At 58.8% G+C, this 17,382-nt stretch carries 14 protein-coding genes; 11 read left to right on the plus strand and 3 right to left on the minus strand.

Going from position 1 to position 17,382, the window contains the following annotated elements; genetic code table 11:
- The first annotated feature begins 68 nt into the window (after positions 1 to 68).
- Positions 69 to 2,441: a BREX-1 system phosphatase PglZ type B gene (gene pglZ / locus AC24R4_RS21415; protein WP_487523583.1), complete on the plus strand. Its 2,373-nt coding sequence runs from the start codon at positions 69 to 71 to the stop codon at positions 2,439 to 2,441.
- 97 nt (positions 2,442 to 2,538) lie between these two features.
- Complete coding sequence (brxL, locus tag AC24R4_RS21420; RefSeq protein ID WP_487523584.1) at positions 2,539 to 4,584, plus strand: protease Lon-related BREX system protein BrxL; 2,046 nt, start codon at positions 2,539 to 2,541, stop codon at positions 4,582 to 4,584.
- Between the two features lie 480 nt (positions 4,585 to 5,064).
- On the opposite strand, the gene AC24R4_RS21425 is transcribed toward brxL, so the two are convergent.
- Positions 5,065 to 5,448: a hypothetical protein gene (locus tag AC24R4_RS21425; protein ID WP_487523585.1), complete on the minus strand. Its 384-nt coding sequence runs from the start codon at positions 5,446 to 5,448 to the stop codon at positions 5,065 to 5,067.
- A gap of 1,770 nt (positions 5,449 to 7,218) precedes the next feature.
- Here AC24R4_RS21425 and AC24R4_RS21430 point away from each other — a divergent pair.
- Positions 7,219 to 7,413: a hypothetical protein gene (locus AC24R4_RS21430; RefSeq protein WP_487523586.1), complete on the plus strand. Its 195-nt coding sequence runs from the start codon at positions 7,219 to 7,221 to the stop codon at positions 7,411 to 7,413.
- A 68-nt stretch (positions 7,414 to 7,481) separates the two neighbouring features.
- Here AC24R4_RS21430 and AC24R4_RS21435 read toward each other — a convergent pair whose 3' ends face one another.
- Entirely contained in the window at positions 7,482 to 8,234 is a 753-nt protein-coding gene (locus AC24R4_RS21435; protein WP_487523587.1) for a hypothetical protein, read from the minus strand.
- Between the two features lie 244 nt (positions 8,235 to 8,478).
- Between AC24R4_RS21435 and AC24R4_RS21440 the strand changes: the two genes are divergently transcribed.
- Positions 8,479 to 9,024 (plus strand): hypothetical protein, encoded by a 546-nt coding sequence (locus AC24R4_RS21440; RefSeq protein WP_487523588.1) that lies wholly within the window; start codon positions 8,479 to 8,481, stop codon positions 9,022 to 9,024.
- Positions 9,025 to 9,082: 58 nt separating this feature from the next.
- Here AC24R4_RS21440 and AC24R4_RS21445 read toward each other — a convergent pair whose 3' ends face one another.
- A complete protein-coding gene (locus AC24R4_RS21445) occupies positions 9,083 to 9,523 on the minus strand; it encodes a hypothetical protein (RefSeq protein ID WP_487523589.1) in 441 nt (146 codons plus the stop codon).
- Positions 9,524 to 9,881: 358 nt separating this feature from the next.
- Between AC24R4_RS21445 and AC24R4_RS21450 the strand changes: the two genes are divergently transcribed.
- The 7 genes from AC24R4_RS21450 (at position 9,882) to AC24R4_RS21480 (ending at position 17,259) form a co-directional block, all read left to right on the plus strand.
- A complete protein-coding gene (locus AC24R4_RS21450) occupies positions 9,882 to 10,679 on the plus strand; it encodes a hypothetical protein (protein ID WP_487523590.1) in 798 nt (265 codons plus the stop codon).
- 160 nt (positions 10,680 to 10,839) lie between these two features.
- Positions 10,840 to 11,469, plus strand: a complete 630-nt coding sequence (locus tag AC24R4_RS21455; protein WP_487523591.1) for an AAA family ATPase — start codon at positions 10,840 to 10,842, stop codon at positions 11,467 to 11,469.
- Between the two features lie 23 nt (positions 11,470 to 11,492).
- Positions 11,493 to 11,753 carry a hypothetical protein gene (locus tag AC24R4_RS21460; RefSeq protein ID WP_487523592.1) on the plus strand — a complete coding sequence of 87 codons (261 nt, stop codon included), beginning with the start codon at positions 11,493 to 11,495 and terminating at the stop codon, positions 11,751 to 11,753.
- 119 nt (positions 11,754 to 11,872) lie between these two features.
- Positions 11,873 to 12,748, plus strand: coding sequence for a hypothetical protein (locus AC24R4_RS21465; RefSeq protein WP_487523593.1), 876 nt, complete (start codon positions 11,873 to 11,875; stop codon positions 12,746 to 12,748).
- A 971-nt stretch (positions 12,749 to 13,719) separates the two neighbouring features.
- Positions 13,720 to 14,574 carry a hypothetical protein gene (locus tag AC24R4_RS21470; protein WP_487523594.1) on the plus strand — a complete coding sequence of 285 codons (855 nt, stop codon included), beginning with the start codon at positions 13,720 to 13,722 and terminating at the stop codon, positions 14,572 to 14,574.
- A 278-nt stretch (positions 14,575 to 14,852) separates the two neighbouring features.
- Positions 14,853 to 15,308, plus strand: a complete 456-nt coding sequence (locus tag AC24R4_RS21475; protein ID WP_487523595.1) for a hypothetical protein — start codon at positions 14,853 to 14,855, stop codon at positions 15,306 to 15,308.
- Positions 15,309 to 15,924: 616 nt separating this feature from the next.
- Positions 15,925 to 17,259, plus strand: a complete 1,335-nt coding sequence (locus tag AC24R4_RS21480; protein ID WP_487523596.1) for a hypothetical protein — start codon at positions 15,925 to 15,927, stop codon at positions 17,257 to 17,259.
- Positions 17,260 to 17,382 lie beyond the last annotated feature (123 nt).

Below are 17,382 nucleotides of genomic sequence, written 5' to 3' on the forward strand. Positions count from 1 at the left end.
CCTTCAGGCGACGCAGCGAGAAGTACCATTTCTGACCAACCAGGTGCCAAGGAACAATAAGGACAATCATGCCCCAGAAAAACAGCGGCGCAGAGCCTCGTGGGCCATCGTCGTCCGGCAATGTCGGTGAGGCGTTGGTGACCGCAGTAATGTCCGCGGCCAAGGGCAACTCGCACACGGCGGCACCGGCCGCTGCTATCCTCTGGCCCGACAAGGACGGGCACTGGAAATCTGCATTAACCGCACTGAGAAAGCTGCTGCCCAGCCTGTGCGTGCTTGGCCCCTATGACCACGAGCATCGTAGCGGTCCCGCCATCTGGCTGAAGTGCGCTATTTCCGGCGCCCTTGCGGACGTCAAACCCGACAGCGTGCCCGTCGTCTACCTGCACGGCGTCAGCCGCGCCGACCTGCGCGCTATCGAAAGCTGCCCACGCGACCTACAGCCCTTGGCCGAGTTGCAATATCGCGGTGTGTTCTGGAGCCAGGCCAGCACCAAGGACTGGACCCTGAGCGCCTTCCTGTCATCGAAGAATGGTGGTCTGGGTCTGGACGTGGCACAGGACAAGGCCACGCAAGAAGCTCTGGGCCAGGCGTTAGAGGCCGGCGTCCTGCTGGAACACAGCGTGGAAGAACTCAAGGAGCGGCAAATCAACGCCGAGTGGCTGCATAGCCTGCTGGCGCCCAATCCCACGCGGGACCTGCTGGTTTGGTTGAACGACTCGGAGGGCGCTCGGAATCAGTGGGAAGGTGTTCGATGGGAGGTGTTTGCCAAGCGGTGCAAGTCGGACTTTGGCGTCGACCCCGTATCCGACGGAACGCTTGCGGCAGCCGAGTTGTTGGCCAAAGCCCAAGGCAAATGGGCAGCCGTCGCCGAACTTTACAAGGACTCGTACACCAGCTTTCCGAAGGTGTTCGAGCTGCTTGCTAAGCTTCAGCCACCACAGATGGGGTTGTTTCCTGACCTCGACCAACTGGCCGGCTATCCACAGGCCAACGAGCAGAGTGAGTCTGCGCTGCGAAATGCCTTGTTGGGCTGCGTCGCCATGGATGCACGACAGGCACGCTCGGCAATTCTCGATGCCGAAAAGGAACATGGTATACGGCGTGGCTGGCTATGGAGCCGCATGGGCCGTTCACCGCTGGCGGCGGCACTGGCGCATCTGTGCAAAGCTGCCGAGCTGAGTGCGACAGTCCCCATCGGCCAGACACCGACTGAATTGGCTGCCAGCTACCAGCAGTCGGGCTGGCAGGTAGACGAGGCCGGGCTGCACGCTCTGGGTTCTGTGCATTTGAAGGCCGATGTTGATGCCGTTTCGGCGGCCCTTCGCGCGGTCTACCTGCCCTGGGTAGAGGAAGCGGCCAAGCGCCTGCAGGAGGCCATCAAAATCATTGGTGGGCTACCCCCCTTGTCTGCAGACTCGGTCGCGGTCCAAGACGCCGGCACCTGTACGTTGTTCGTTGATGGCTTACGCTACGATGTGGCGGTGCGCTTGCGTCAACGCCTGTCAAACTTGGGCAAGACGAGCCTTTCCGCTCGTTGGACTAGCCTGCCTTCGGTGACGGCTTCCGGAAAGGCCTGGTGTTCGCCCGTTGCCAACCAAGTGTCAGGCACGGCAGACGACGTTGAGTTCGAGCCCCGCGTGGCCGCAGACGGTAAGCCGTTGTCAGGCCACAATTTCCGCAAGCTGCTGGCGGAACATGATGTGCAGCCGTTGGATAAGCACGAGACCGGAAACCCGCAGGGTCGTGCCTGGACCGAGACGGGCGACCTGGACCACTACGGCCACGAGCACGGCGTACGCTTGGCGCGTGACCTGGAGACTCAGTTGGACCAAGTGGTGGAGCGGGTTGGTGAGTTGTGCCAGGCCGGCTGGCAGCGTGTGCGAATCGTGACCGACCACGGTTGGTTGCTGCTTCCTGGTGGCTTGCCCAAGACCGAACTGGCCAAGCATCAGGCGGAAACCCGCTGGGGCCGCTGCGCGGTACTGAAGGAAACCGCCCACGGCACCCCACTGACGTTCGGCTGGGATTGGTGCAAGGACGTCCAGGTGGCCTACGCCCCCGGCGTAGCCTCTTTCAAAGCGGGGGATGAGTACGCCCATGGTGGCATCAGCCTGCAGGAGTGCCTGGTGCCAGTACTAGAGCTAGAGGCAGCGGGCGCGACTTCAAAAGTACTGGCGGTCGCCATCAAAGCAGTGACCTGGAAAGGTCTAAGATGCGTCGTCGAAGTGGATAGCGCTTCCCCAGGTTTGACCGTCGATATTCGCACCAAGGCAGCGCTGGCATCCACCTCGTTGGCGGCGAGTACAAAGTCGGTGGATGACGGCAAGGCGAGCCTGGCTGTTGCCGACGACGACAACATGGGTTCTGCGGCCGTGGTGGTGGTCCTAAGTCCAGCTGGCGAGGTGCTTCAGAAGCAAGCAACTACGGTCGGTGGATGACGGACTGCGTTGTGGCCCACACTGCCTCGTTACCCCAACTCGATAAACACAAAGTAGGATTCTGGTCACGACCAGGGCACAAAGACAGGTAGAAAAGATGCAACTCGATGACTTGGACAGGAAAGCTACGACGGCCTTTGAGGGCTATGTAGTTCGGAAGGACCTTGTGCGCGCGTTCAGTCGTCAGTTCCCCGTGCCGACCTATGTTGTCGAGTTCTTGCTGGGCCGCTACTGTGCGACAACGGACGAGGCCGAAATTCAAGAGGGCCTCGACATCGTCCAGCGTCAGCTGGCTTCCCGTACGGTCAAGGCGGGCGAGGAGGAGCTTTTCAAGGCCCGGGCGCGTGAGTCGGGTTCTGTGAAAATTATCGACATTATTACCGCGCGTCTGGACGCCAAGACCGACTCCTACATCGCCACACTTCCCAGTTTGCGGCTGACGGATGTCCGGCTGACACCCGAGATGGTCAAGGACAACGAGCGCATGCTGACGGGCGGCTTCTACGCCGAGGTCACGCTAGGCTACGACGCATCGATTGCGCAAGAGAAGGGTGGTAGGCCGTTTGGCGTCGATGCACTGCGTGCCATCCAATTGTCCAAGCGCGAGGTGCTGGACGTGCTGGCCAATGGGCGCGAGAGCTTTTCGACTGCCGAGTGGCGTGACCTACTGCTTCGCAGCGTGGGCTTCGAGCCGGAGACCTTGCCCGAGCGGGCCAAGGATGCGCTGCTGCTGCGAATGGTGCCTTTCGTCGAGCGCAACTACAACCTGGTCGAACTGGGCCCGCGTGGCACAGGCAAGTCGCACCTGTTCCAGCAAGTCTCGCCCTATGCGCACCTGATTTCCGGCGGCAAGGCTACCGTGGCGCGAATGTTCGTCAACAACGCTAACGGCCAGCGTGGCTTGGTGTGCCAATACGACGTGGTCTGCTTCGATGAGGTGTCCGGCGTGTCCTTTGACCAGAAGGACGGTGTCAACATCATGAAGGGCTATATGGAGAGCGGCGAGTTCTCACGCGGCAAGGAAAGCATCCGTGCGGACGGCTCCATCGTGCTAGTGGGCAACTTCGATGTGGACGTCGAGCACCAGCAGCGTATCGGCCACCTATTTGGCCCACTGCCGCCCGAGATGCGCGACGACACAGCCTTCATGGACCGCATTCACTGTTTCCTGCCAGGCTGGGACGTACCCAAGCTCAACCCGGGTCTGTTCACCGAACACTTCGGCTTGGTAAGTGATTTCCTATCCGAGTGCTTCACCCAGTTGCGCAACCAGAGCCGTGTCTCAACGCTACAGGGCCGCGTCTACTGGGGCGGCGCCTTATCCGGCCGCGACCTGAATGGCGTCAACAAGACTGTCAGCGGTCTGCTCAAGCTGCTCTACCCGAACCCGGGAATTACAGTGAGCGATGAAGACCTGGAGTGGGCGGTGCGGCTGGCGCTGGAGGTCCGGCGCCGCGTGAAGGAGCAGCAGAAGCGCATTGGCGCGGCCGAGTTTCGCAATACGCATTTCAGCTACACCATGGGCGCGGAAGGTGTCGAAAAATTTGTGAGCACGCCGGAACTTCAAAGTCAGGGCGGTATTGGTGATGAGCCGCTCGAGTGTGGACAGATTTGGACACTGAGCCCCGGCGGCCAGGACGAGTATCCGGGGCTGTTCCGCCTCGAGGTCAGTGAGGGGCCAGGCAGCGGTGTGAGAGTGCTCAACAATCCGGTGCCAGCTCCTTTCAAGGAATCGATTCGCTGTGCCGAGCAGAACCTCTATGCCAGGGCGCAGCAGCTAGTGGGGGACCGAGACCCGCGCTCACATGAATTTTCTGTACAGTTGCGAGGGTTCGACGCCGCGAAGTCGGGCGCCAAGACTAGCGTGGCTGCGCTCATCGCGCTGGCTAGCGCATTACTGAAGAAGTCGATTCGAGGCGGTCTGGTCGTGGTGGGCGAAGTGACCCTCGGCGGCACCATCGAACCCATTCACAATGCAGTTTCCTTGGCTGAGCTAGCTGTCGAGAAAGGCGCTAAGTCGTTAATTCTACCCGTATCGTGCCGACGTCAGCTGTTCGATTTGTCGGACGAGATGGCGACCAAGCTGGACATCGAGTTCTACCAGGATGGGCGGGATGCGCTGCTGAAGGTCATGGCGGATTGAAAGCGACGACTTGACTGAATGTATCAGCATAGTTTGCGCCAGGGCTACGGAATCCTTGCCGCTATGCGTTGATGTCGCGAAGCGGGGCGGTGGTGTAAACGGCGAGAGTAATTCGTAGCCCGGCTGCACAACACCTCTCACAGTTCTGTGCGAAGGTGCTCGCCGACAGGCAAAGGGCTGCGAAGTGAGGCAACTGAAAGTGAAAGTCCGTCGCTGCCACGGATGAGCAGTTGAGTCTTTAGGAAGGCCGCCCGCGTCGACGCTGTTCAGGCTCATCAGACTCCGCACGTGCGTCTTGCTGCCGGGGGCTCACGTGCGCGAGTCCTCGGCCATGCGAAGGGAGTTAAAGGGGTCTTTGAGCTCGGCGTGGATAGGCCGAATCAGCGTAAGCAGTTGGGCGTCGGTGCGCCGTTTGCACATAGATGTTGCCGCCGCGTTTCCGGGAGCGGTAGCCGTTATCGTGGGTAGGAACTGCGGGCTTTATCTGCCACAGTCATGCGGGGTTCCATCGCTACTTAGCCAGACGCCGTCGCCCAAATATACATCGTCGCCCGAATCGTCAACGGCGAGAACCTCATAGATTTCTTGCATATCATTTAATTTTTCAGGCTCGCTTTTTCCGAATCCATCAAAGATTTCAAAAAATCTATCCAGCGCTTGGTTCAGTGCTTTATTAAATTCCTCAAGGTTTTCGCCAACATTTATTTCACCTATAAAAATATAATCCCGCCCAGATATATCTTTTTTGGGAGTAGGCGTCTGATGCATTTCCGCTGCAAACTGCCGTGCCGCCGACACAAGACGATTTCCATCTGCGCAAACGGTAAATTGGCTGCGGTCCTCGCTAGCGGTGGCCGTCATCATGAGGTAGGTCGGATGTTTCCCAATTATCCTCAGGTAGCTTGTCCGGCCTCTAACTATGATGTAGCTTTCTTTTGTGTTAATGCCAGACTTGTTGGAGTTATGGATTTCGTATCCCGCATTCATGTGACCTCCGTTGTGTTGTTGCTCTATTGCGTCGATTATACGGAGCAACTGTCTTGAGTCGTCCCTACGCTGGTGGGGCGGCATGCCGAAGCCCGCGCCGGGGAGCTATTGAAGCGGCGACCTTTGAGTGGTACGCGGGCCGCGCCTCTCCAATGGCACGCCGGGGCCAGGACGCGCGCCAATAAAATCCGTCGCAAGGTTCGACTTAAGCCGCTTGTCCGATATACGCATCAGGCGGGACCAATCTTCCTGCGCCCGGCCCCTGTAATGCGGGGTTGGGACTCTATTTTGGAGTCCGAACTTCAAGTAGCCTTTCCATTAGGTCACCCCGTCTTTACCTCGATAGATTGGCCTACCGAAGTTTGAGCCCCATCCCCCAGTTCCACGCATGCGAGACGACACCAGCGCCAGCTGGGAGTCACGACGCAGCGCCAGGCCGTCGTTGAGTCGCGACGTGATGCTCCAGGCTCAGCTCCCCATCGGCTGCCGCTCAATACCAGCCTGAGACGGCGAACGGGCCTTCGTCTCAGATTCCTTGCTGGCATCTCGCCAGGCGACTTTCGAGATTCCATTTCGGATTTTCAGCAGGCGACTCGTTAGCCTCCTTCCCTTACGCCACACCGGATGTGGATGCTGCCGTAGAAGTGCTGACCGGCACCAGCTCGGGTCGCTCCACCAGCGACTCCAGCATGCGCGGCGCTATCCGTCCCCCAGCCCCTTTCGGGGTTGCGCCTGCGGCGCCGGCAACCAGGAACGGGCTACCGCTCGCCGGCAGTGAACATGTCCGCCTTTAGGGCTCCGCGCGAGCTTCCAGCAGGCAGCGCCAGGCCGCCCGGCGGCCACCATCAAAGCACAGCGCGCGCCTCCCACAAGCAACGTTGTTGGTCGCCATACCAGCACCGCTCTACCCGAGTCGGTCATGCCTGGCCTGAGCCCGGCCCGCGCGACACCAGCCTTGCCCAACATGGCATTCGAAGGCTCCTCTCCGGACGCGGCTCCACATCCCCGCAAGGGAGGCTGTCCACGCACCTTCCATTGTGTGTCGTCTAGCCAGCCTTCGGCGGCTAACCGGCGCGCTGCTGCGCCAGCAGACAGACATGCTTCCTAGAACAGTCTCAAACCGCGATGACCAGGTCAGTCCCCGCGAAGCGATTGCCCTTTCTGGCCACCTCCAGGGCGCACACCAGGCAGACGCTCCTTCGGGAAGTCATGGTAGCAACGTGCGTGTCGCGGCGACGGCGAGGCTTGGCATAGAGTCCTCCGTACGTTATTCGCAAAGCAGGCGCCAGTCGTCCGAACGCAGCGCCAGCGAACTGCAGGAGGGGCGCCTTGCTTGGGCGAGGGGTGCTAGTTGGGCGCAGCAAGGACGTCTAGTGGCACCCGGCCTGGGAGGTGGGCCCCGCGGGGACGCAAACCAGCCCGGCTTGTCCGATTAGGGGCGTTACGCAGTAGTGGCAAAGGGCTCAGGAATGAGTAGGGTGTTCGACCTCTCCGACGTCAGAGAATAGTCATGCAGCCAGTGTTGGCTCTCCGACCTCTCACCAGCCCATCGCAGCCGACCATTCTGCCGTCTGATTATTGAGGTCAGCCAGCGCTATACGTTGTCAGCCGCATCGCGCGAAATCAGTCGACGTGAAGGAACAAGTCATGAGCCAGAAACCCAGTAGCCCTTGCATTGAAACGTCCCTGGATGAGGAAATCGAGTTTGAGGCAACTATCGAAGACTACCTGGGCGACTATGACGAACAGTTTGCGCATCAAACTCCGGCCCAGTGCCTGCGGGCGAGTCGCTCGCATGGGCATGCCGGCGAACACATTCCAATCGCGCTAGTCCTGCACTGACAGATTCTCCTCTCAGTGGTACTGTTGGGCCCTTACGAAGGGCCTTTTTTTACGCCTGCGCCAGATTTTCAGGTTTGGGCTTGCAGGTGGTTGAAATGCCGGGCCCTGTCTATCACTTGCTCGATGTCGAGCTGCCGCACGAAGTTGGGTCGGCCGATGCCGAACTGCTCCACGCCCGCGGCATCGCACATGATGCGAGCTGCCTCGACTGCCTCAGGGTACGGCATCAGACGGTGAGTCTGTAGCATCAGATTGCCGGGAATCCGAGTCATCAATCGCGCCCACCAGAAATCCGGTAGGCGTAGCCATTGCTCGCCATCGGTTAAGCTCGCGTTCTCCTCGTACACAAGGCCTTCATCAGTTGCCTTAAAGAGCGCGATGGCCCCCAACGCCTTACCTGGCGTCACGGAAACCTCATCCAGTGCGGGCTGCCAGCCGGTCGATGTGAGGGGAGAGCCAGGCTTAGCCCAGCCAATGAAGCGGAGCCCCGGAACCGCCTCCGCTACCTCGTCCCCTGCCATCGGGAGAGCCATACCGTCTTCCAGAAAGACGTCGTCTTCGGGAGCGTCTGACCAGCTGTGCTGCACCAGGCAAGGGACGCCAAAAACCGCCCGCGGGAAGTGCATCAAAAGGTCACGAAGCAGTACCAAAAGGTTGTTGCGAAGCTCGCCGGGGCATCGAGACATCAGCGTCTCAACATCACCTGGCTGCACGCTGTTAAGCCACCGGCGGTAGAGCCGGCACATGGGTGCGAACCGCCGTTCCTGGATGCCGATGCGAAGACTGGCGAGAAGCTGTTGAGACACGTCGGGGTGAAGCATACTGGTTCCTTGGCATACCGGCCTCATCGACTCTATCGCAACAAAATTCACATTGCACAGCGTGATGCAACGATTAGGCAAGTGTTCCACATGTCTTGCAGCAAGGTTGCTGTTGGACCAGTTGGCCCAGTGAATCAGCAACGCTCGTCGAATCCGCCGGGATGCCGCTATACGCAGAGAAGGAGTGAATCTCGCTCGGCCCGATGCCGGCATCCCCAATGACTCACGCGAATCAGGAGCCCTAATGCCCCCAAGTACCGCTCAGAGCGCCGCCACCATTGCCCGCTTGGAGGTGTATTCGCAGTACCGTGATATGTTGATTCAGTATCTCTTCGTATCAAAAGCACAACGCTATCTGCTGCAGGTCGAGACGCTTGAGCTTGTGTCCGACCAGGTCTTGCGTAGGCAGCTCACAAACCGTAGGCAGCGCTTGGCCGACCGCCAGGCCAAACTCGACGCCGCATTGGCCGACTTCATGAGCAACCCGTTAATCAGCCATCGCAATACCCATGCGCGTTCGGCCCATACGGGCAGAAGCTGGGCCGCCGGAATTCCGGCGTCAACGTCCAGGTCTGTCGACGGGCAACCTTTAGTCAATAACGTGCCAAAATCAGTGGTGGCCGAGGCCGTGGATGGTGGGTATGACTTCGATACGACTACTGGCGAAGAGGATTGGCTGATTTCATCAACGCCATCTACGAATATCAACGGGTTGCCCATGGTCGGCAGCGTAGACATTCACGGCAACCCGTATGGCTCCACTGCTTTTGACAGCAACAACGGTGTCTGACCTAGCTGATGAAAAAAGGGCTCCGCGAGAGATAGGAGCCCTTTGAGTTTTTGGGAAGTTAGTATTCTCCTGCAGCAATCAATGCGATTGCTGCCAGTTTCACCTTCACCACTTGCACGGCCAGCGTCGGCATATCGCGATACGTGATGAGTACCGCCTGCTCGCCCGTGACCAGTTGCAGCAGTTCGTCAACGCGCTGAGACAGCACTTCCAATCGTCGGCGATGCCACCAATGTTCCAACGTCGCCCGCCAGCCTACGACCGGTAGTGCCAGCTCAACAGCAAAGCGTCGTTCGATGCTATCGAGCTTCTGCAGCACGTCCTGCAGCACTTCATGGCTGCGCGGATTGACCCGGTATACATTGACCCACGCCACTGCAGTCCCGAGAGCTACAGCAATGCTGGCAGTTGACCGCAATTTGTAGAGCGCGTAACTAGCCTCAGTCAACTCGTCCATGAGCCGCTCGTCCTGAGCGCGCTGCGCGTCTTCGTTTGCCATCGTTCTTTCCTTTCAGAGTGGCCCGCCCCGCGGGCGTCTGCTCTCGTATAGGAAAAACGCAGCGGATTTTGCGGCGCTGGGGATGGCGAGCACAGGAAAACCAGCCAAAGGCCAGGACGCTGCGGACCTTTCGGGGCAGCCGCGCGCCTTCATGTGGTAAGCAACCACGCACCCCCCACTTGGCGGGTTGATATACGCAATCTTTGCGTATAAAAATAGTGACCTTGATGCAATGTTTGCCGCAAGGCAACAGCGCATGGTCGAGCGCAGACGGGCACCGCCTGTCCGCCATAGGGACCTTTGGCACTATCACGCAAGCTTGCGGAGCTGCGTGTGCCCAACCCTATGGAGAATCGGCATGCAGCAAACCATTGCCACCCCCCCAACAGGCCGCTTTCGGTTCCAGCCGGAATACGCGCCCAGTGCTCATCCCGCTCGCAGCAAGGCAGCACCGCGCACCTCTCCCGAAACAAGCCCCGCATTGTCGTCGCAGGCGAACACCGACGGGATTACCACGGAGGCTCGCACCAAGGCCAACGTTGCTCGCATCGAAACCGAGTTCAAGAACAACCGCAGGTTCTACGAGCACAAGCTTCGCGGCGCCGGCATCGCGCCTCACGAGCTACAGGACGCCCTGTGCGAAATGTTCTCGCTTGCCGTTCGGTGGGCAGGCTCCTACGACGCTAAGAAGAGCGGCATCACCAGCTGGTTGGGCAATCAAGTCTTACGCACCGTTGCGAGTTCGACCTACGGCACCCGGCGGCCCGGCTGGCGACATCAGCAAGAATGCGAAATGTCCGCGGAAGCGCTAATGAACGGCGTGGGGCATGCATATTACGGGGTAGCAGTCGACGGCCTCTCCAACGCCGATACGCAGGCCGAAGACCTGGCGGTTGCCGCATTTCTCAGCCAGTTGTCCGGCGAACTGACCCCGGCCGAAGCAGCCATCATCGACATCTGTGGCGCGGACCTGCTGCATGAACGCCAGGCACTGCCGCAGCTCATCCAGATGCGCGACCTGCTCGGCGTGCGCAGCCTGACGACGGTTCGTGGCTTCACGCGAAAGCTCGCGTGCAAGGTGCGCGCGCTTGCTCTCGAACACTTCGACGCCCAGGACCTGACGGGGCGCCCAGGCTTCGACAAGCTTGCTGCCTGATTCTCGGGGCCTCTCAAGAAGCCGCTCAGAACCGGGCACCGCGTGTTTTATGCACGGTTGCCCGCGCTATACACACATAGAACACGCGCTCACCAATCTTTCCGGAAAGGGTGCATACAGATTCAAGCCATTCACATCAACCATTGCTGAGAGAAGGGGCATGACCATCGTTGCTGTCCTGAATACGAAAGGTGGCGTCGGCAAGACGACGATTGCACTAAACTTGGCCATTGGCCGCGCGCTTCACGGCCGCAACGTACTTGCGGTAGATGGTGACCGCCAAGGGAGCCTGCTGACCGCGCTGGCAAATCGCGGTGAACGCGAGCCAGCCATCGCTGTTGCGCAATACGTCGATGGACAAGCACTACGCCAGCAAGTGCTTCGAGCGGCCTCGCATTACGACGACATCGTGATTGACGCGGGTGGCCGCGATAACAGCGCCTTGCGCGCTGCCCTGCTACTTGCAGACAAGGTCATCACCCCTTTCCTGCCACGGTCGTTCGATGTCTGGTCCCTGGACGACATGAATACCCTCCTCATCGAAGCTCGCGCGATTAAGGAGGTCGATGCATACGCGTTGTTGTCCATGGCTGACGCTCGCGGCAGCGACAACGAAGTCGCGAGCCAAGCCGTCCCCGCAGGGATGCAACTCATGCCGGTCTCTCTCGGGCGTCGCAAGGTCTTCGCGGACGCAGGCGGTGCCGGCCTAAGCGTCCTGGAGTTGGCGGCAGTCCGAGACCACAAAGCTACCGCCGAAATGCAGGCGTTGCTTGCTGCCATCTTCAACTGATACCAGACAAGAAGGAGCCTCTCATGGCCGTGATTCCCCGCACAAGGCCTGTTTCTGTCGAAACATTCATCGGCAGCGCTCCAGATGCCAGAGCCGGCGGTGCCGCGTCGGCGGTCGCCCAGGGAGGCGGTAGGCTGATTCGCAAAGTCGGTAAGAAACACATCATCACTGTATCTATCGACCCGACCGTGCTGGACGAACTCGACACTTACGCAATTCGGATGGGCATGAGCCGCGCTGCCGTTATTACTTATGCTGTCAAGACGCTGCTGAAAGCAGAATGATTGGCTGCAGGGCATCCACCAGATGAATTCGTGTCTCACAGTGTTTCTTGTGCCGCGCCGCCGCTATACCACCCGTAAGCGGAGGAACGAACCAACCAACTACATTCACCAACACCGCCATGACCGATAACCCCTTGCAACACAAGCCGTTTTTACGACTTGTCACCAGTGAGTCAATACCCGAAGCGGCGCAAGAGGGCACATCCGCCAACCCCAGAGTCTCCACTCGTCGCCGAACCAAAACCTCCGGTGCTGCCGCAAGTGACTACCCGCTGCGAGCAATTCTCGACATTCAGGTCTCGTGTGTGTCAAAAGAGACTATCGAACAGATGTGCCATCTCGACACACCAGACGCTGAACTGACGGACCTACAGCGTCGAGAGCGTCGCCTGCTGGGCGACTTCGGACTCGAAGTTCGGCAATCACTTGGTGCGTTGCCGGCAGCAATCGTACTGAAAGACAAGCGCTGGTTTAGGAAAGTCCGGCCTGAACTCAAGCACCTCGCGAAGCTGCTCGAGGAAAGCGGTGGCGTGGTGCCGTACACCCCCGGACATCCGCGCATCGACACGAAGCCAGTACCCCCGACTCCGACGAGCCTTTCGGGCACCCCACTCTTTGCAGTACTGCAGGCAAAGCTGACTCCGAATTTGACCGTCGAGGACGCTTGCCACCTTCGCATATATTACGAAGATGAAGAACATCTGGCTCCCAGCTGGGAGCGCGCATGGGACGATTTGGGCCTCCTACAGGCTGCCGGTCTCGATATAGTCCTAGCCCAGTACGACGAATCGTCTAGTGTGACCATTCCCGCAGGGATTGTGCTGCGGGATGAAATGGCGTTCGCGACAACATTCCCAGAACTAGCTCACCTGAGTCCTCTGTTGAGGGAGGTAGACGGCGTGGTTCCATACACGAGAGGGCTTCCCCGAATCACGAAGCGCTCGACGACATTCACGTCCCGTGCCAGCACGCATCTAAAGTTGGTATCTAACTAGTCGAGCGTAGGCCGGTACGTCGTCAACCCTCCGTGCAATCGCGAAACGCGCTCCGGCCAGGTCAGAGCTTGGCCATTGCGCGCTTCTCGTCAATGAGAGCGGCCAATCAGCACGAGGCGTCTTCTTGAGACGACGAGACTGTTATAGCTGTGGAGACCCGAGAAGGTCGGGCGTAGCGCTGTCGGACTCCATCCATCCCCGGCTGCCGCCCGCCGCAGGCGTAGCAAGTGCTCGCGTGTGCATCTGAATACCGACATCGAAATCGCGCAACGCAATTCAATCGTCAAACGATGTAGGCGGTTGAAACCACCGAGCAATATAAGGGGCAGCAGGAGGCTGCTGCTGGCAGAGCTTGGTCATGGGCAGCCAGGGAGTTTTGCCTCACGCATGCCCGGAATTCTGGGTGGGGCGAACTGGGCGTGGGGATACCGTCGCGCGGCCGGCATTGCGGTTGCCGAGACCCGAGAAGGTCCAGAGCGCAGCGCTGCCGCACTCCATCCCTGGCTGCCCGCTCGCCGCAGGCGTAGTAAGTGCTCGCATTGAACGTAAGCTGCGACAGCAGCATCTACATATCTATTGACTGCCTGAATCAGCCTATCCTGCCGGTATCTTCGCGTCTACGAAGTATTTATATTTATATGCTTGGGAGGGGCTTGCATACCCCTTCCTTCAGAGAGGTAGCAGCATCGTTCGAGCCGATGCTCCGCCAACAACCTCGACCTCAATTGCCCGACTCGCCTGCCTTGAGTCAAGCGGAGGTTGCTCATCGGCCCGTATTTCGGGCCGATGAGATGTCATCTATCGTTTAATTTTTATAATATAAAAATTCAATTAATTGGAATTTGTGCATGAATGAGCGGAGTTTTTGAGGCGAGGGGCTTCTGAGCTGCTTGAGATGAGAATTCCATGCGGATTTGGCGCTATACCGAGGGCAAGCATACCGCCAAACCTCATACACCAGGATTCTAAAAATGCGCAAATTCGTGATGGTTTCTCCTAACTTCTGGGTTGGCCAAACTGGCCGCGACCTCCGTCGAGCCGGCTCCTTCGCCCAACTGGCCGCGCTCTATCTGCTGAGCAACCCGCTCGCGAATTACACGGGCTTGTATCGCTTGCCAATTATCTATATCGCAAACGACCTCGGGCTGACGCTCGACCAGGTGCGCGCCGCCTTGGCAGCTATTGAGCACACAGGCTTTGCTCGCTACGACGAGAACAGCGAATACGTCTGGATTGTCGAGGGCGCTCGGCACCAACTTGGCGAATACTTGAAAGCGAGCGACCACAAGGTGAAATTCGTGAACAAAGAATTTGCCGCTATCAGCAAAAGCTGCCCGTTTCTACACGACTATTTCAACAAGTATGCGTCGAGCCTACACCTGAAACCGCGTAGCGACATGCCCGAGCTCCTAGTCCCCGGAAGCAATGGAGAGCTGGTGTCGGTGCAGGCCCAGTCCTCGAAATCAGGGCTCGCTGCAGCAAAGGCGTCGCAGTCTGAATCCACCTCGGTGGTCGTCACTGCCCTTCAAGTGCTCGCAGATGACGTAGAGGACGACGCCGCGCTCATGAAGCCTGAGAGGATGCAGGAGACGTGGCGTCGGACCAATTTGGCCGACGAACTGGCAAACTTCCTCTCAGAGCGAGAGCGTCGCGGACTTCCCACGGCGGGTTCGAAAGCGGTGGCGGAATTTGTCCTGACGTTCTCCGAGCAGCATCACGACCACATCGCCACCGAACTTCTGAAGGTGGCGGCTGCGGCGGGTGACTACGACATCGTCGACCATGCCCTGTATGCCGCTGAAGTGATTGCGATGTACGACATCTAAGTAAACGTAACTCCCATCGTGAAAGGCATTTCATTGGGCAGCTGAGCAACACGGTTTCTGTACCGGGCCACTGTCATCCGCTACCAAAGCCCGAGGCCGTAAGGGGGAAGCGGCCAAGGCCTGCTGATGCAGGCCGGCGTCGGCTGGGCCCTGGCGCGACACCGGTCACCATCGTTTTTATCACAGCAAAACTTACAGGGGAGGCATGACGTCCGGGTACGAGCCGGCTTGTGTGATGGCTTGGGTATACTTACCCGACGCGAGTACGGAAATTCACTGTGACAACACGAAAATTCTCGCTTCGGCTCATCCAGGGCGGAGCATCCGGCAAGACCGAGCCTACTCCTACGCTGGCAGCCATCACTAGAGCCCCGCAGGCTAAAGAAGCTCCAGAGCGCTTCGTTGTGCCCGCTACATTGCTGTCGCCAGCTGAAGCTGACGACGCGCGAAAGCAAATACTCGATTACAACGTGAAGGGCCTATCCGTTCGCGAGCACATTGCACTCGCAGAGATAGCAGTCACGACAGGCGAGGGCTTGTCTTCGCCCGTAGACAACTACTTTGAAGCGTTGCGAGCGCTGGACAGTATTGGCATCGTTCTGTCGACCGGCGGCACATCGCTCGGACTCGCTACGATGATGTATGCGACAGTGCTCGAGAACAAGAAGCTCGTACGTCATATACCTGCGTTGAAGAGTATGTCCGCCAAGCTTCCAGGGCTTGCGCTGTACTAAAGAAAAAGCCCCGAATAGCCGGGTATTTTCTCGTTTACCTATGACGGTCGCTACGTTCCTTTCCTGCTCGAGCAACCGCTCAAGTTCGAGGCGAAATTCCCCAACCTGAGGCATGTCATCCCCTTTGTTTTACATTCGAAAAGCGTATGGGTTCTGTCGGGTTCAACCCCATCGCACAGCCCGGCCTTACCATTGTTCAATAGGCCCGGCACTGGTGAACCAGTATCCCAGTAGCATGTACGCGGGGCTTAATCATTCCGCAGTCTTTGCGGATAGTCTGCCGCTACATTGCTGAGTCATGAGCGAAATTGGACGTAGCGCGTGGTGATGCTATGAGGATGAAAATCTTGAGATAGAACGCGTTGTCGGTAAGAAGAGGAGCCGCGGCGATTGCGATGGCAGTGGCAGCAAGCTGCTGCCGGGCTTCCAGACCCGGCGTGACCTGAATCTGCAGCACTGGCGCACGCTCAGGAAGGAAGTGCCGGCCGGCCGATTGCGCTGCTCGAGACGCCTGAGGATGACGACCTGAATGCCTGCTGTTCGCGAATAATCACACTCTGGCGGATAACCGCGAAACAATGTCGACAGCGGGCAAGCGACCGCCCGGGGGTGATGCGTGGAAAAACAAGATTTTCCTGAAGACGACCTGCAGAAGTGGTTCGAGGCGACCGCTAAGCAGAACGAGATTTGCTTGAGCATCCAGAACCTCGATGCGCTTCGCAGCAAGGCTGACAGCCTAGTGCGAACAGCTCGAATCTCGAACAGCGTTAGTCGCGCGGGCCTCACCCGCACCTTGAGAATCTGCGAGGTGCTGAAAGAAGTCACGCTGGTCGGTGCAAACGAAAGCATTGCGCCGCCCGATTGCAACCAGATGCGGCCTGACATTGTCTTGGTCACGCCGGCTTCGCAGTACCTTCTCGTCGAACTCAAGTCAAAGACTGCGGCAGAACGCCAGGGTGTGCAGGAGCTGCTCGCCTACAGCACCGCGATAAAGATGCAGTCGCACCATGTGAATGACTTCATTTACATCATCGTAGCGCATCACTGGGATGCCTTGCTCACCTACGGGGTTCGCTCGATGCTTCTGGATGGCAAGCACGTACTGCCGCTCGAGTGCCGGCAGGACTCGACCGGGTTCAGCCTGCGCATCAAGCTGGAGCTGTTTGATTTTCAGTTCGCCCGGCCGTACGACCCCTGGTACGCCCTGTCGCCCGCTACCCTCGCTGTCATGAGGAAGGTTCCGCGGTGCAATGACCTGGTGAGCGAGTATGCTGGCTTAGACCGATATTTCCGGCGTCTCGTCTCTGGCGCCCTGGCAGACTGCAACCGGCTACACCAGTCGGGCTTCGTGATGATTTGGAAGTATCCGACCGACCCGGACACAGTCGGCAATTTCGAGATGGTCAACCTGACGCTGTTCACGGTGAATCAGCACTGGATAGCAAATGAACATGTGCCAAAAGATTTCCATCCTTTGGCCCAACCCGAACTGCGCGGTTTCGATGGCATCCATTTGAGGCGCTATATCGAGACCTACGACGCGGTATCGGCTCGCCATCCGGTTCCGCACGAGGACGACTTCTTCGCGCAGTCGGCCATCCATCAGGAAGCAGAGCAGGCTGCAGAAAGCGTCTACCCGCAAAGCACATTTTCTGAAGACGTCATTGCTCGGTATCGTTCGCGGGCCGTTGAGCAGAAATTGGAACGCAACCGCTCCTGGTTCGGCGACTTCGAGCTTCACGACGCGACGCCGCACCTCCGCGCCTTTCTTCGCAGTCTTGATTCCTGGCAAATGCCATGGTTGATGCAGATTAAGGTGTTCAGGACCTTTGGCGACATGGCCGACTTTGACAATTCTCCGATGGCGTGGCCATACCCGGAAGACCATGACGACTTGACGTCGTATCTCGAGGCTTTTCGAGAGTATAAGAAAAACAGCCTAGACCGGTAGCCTGGCCTGGAGTCCAGGTAAATCGGGGCTTGCCGTTCGACCAGGCCACCCGGAAGGCTGGCAGCTCCGGTGCATCCTCAAGCGGTCTTGGTAAAACATTGCCATAGCTTGTTCTTCTCCTGG

It is taken from the genome of Cupriavidus sp. CER-90 (genome assembly GCF_057652055.1).

What these genes read in the sequence shown, in the direction of transcription:
- AC24R4_RS21455 (WP_487523591.1), top strand. Translation starts at nt 10,840, where the DNA reads ATGACCATCGTTGCTGTCCTGAATACGAAAGGTGGCGTCGGCAAGACG.
- AC24R4_RS21430 (WP_487523586.1), top strand. Translation starts at nt 7,219, where the DNA reads ATGAGCCAGAAACCCAGTAGCCCTTGCATTGAAACGTCCCTGGATGAG.
- AC24R4_RS21425 (WP_487523585.1), bottom strand. Translation starts at nt 5,448, where the DNA reads ATGATGACGGCCACCGCTAGCGAGGACCGCAGCCAATTTACCGTTTGC.
- AC24R4_RS21435 (WP_487523587.1), bottom strand. Translation starts at nt 8,234, where the DNA reads ATGCTTCACCCCGACGTGTCTCAACAGCTTCTCGCCAGTCTTCGCATC.
- AC24R4_RS21470 (WP_487523594.1), top strand. Translation starts at nt 13,720, where the DNA reads ATGCGCAAATTCGTGATGGTTTCTCCTAACTTCTGGGTTGGCCAAACT.
- pglZ (WP_487523583.1), top strand. Translation starts at nt 69, where the DNA reads ATGCCCCAGAAAAACAGCGGCGCAGAGCCTCGTGGGCCATCGTCGTCC.
- AC24R4_RS21445 (WP_487523589.1), bottom strand. Translation starts at nt 9,523, where the DNA reads ATGGCAAACGAAGACGCGCAGCGCGCTCAGGACGAGCGGCTCATGGAC.
- AC24R4_RS21450 (WP_487523590.1), top strand. Translation starts at nt 9,882, where the DNA reads ATGCAGCAAACCATTGCCACCCCCCCAACAGGCCGCTTTCGGTTCCAG.
- AC24R4_RS21465 (WP_487523593.1), top strand. Translation starts at nt 11,873, where the DNA reads ATGACCGATAACCCCTTGCAACACAAGCCGTTTTTACGACTTGTCACC.
- AC24R4_RS21440 (WP_487523588.1), top strand. Translation starts at nt 8,479, where the DNA reads ATGCCCCCAAGTACCGCTCAGAGCGCCGCCACCATTGCCCGCTTGGAG.
- brxL (WP_487523584.1), top strand. Translation starts at nt 2,539, where the DNA reads ATGCAACTCGATGACTTGGACAGGAAAGCTACGACGGCCTTTGAGGGC.
- AC24R4_RS21460 (WP_487523592.1), top strand. Translation starts at nt 11,493, where the DNA reads ATGGCCGTGATTCCCCGCACAAGGCCTGTTTCTGTCGAAACATTCATC.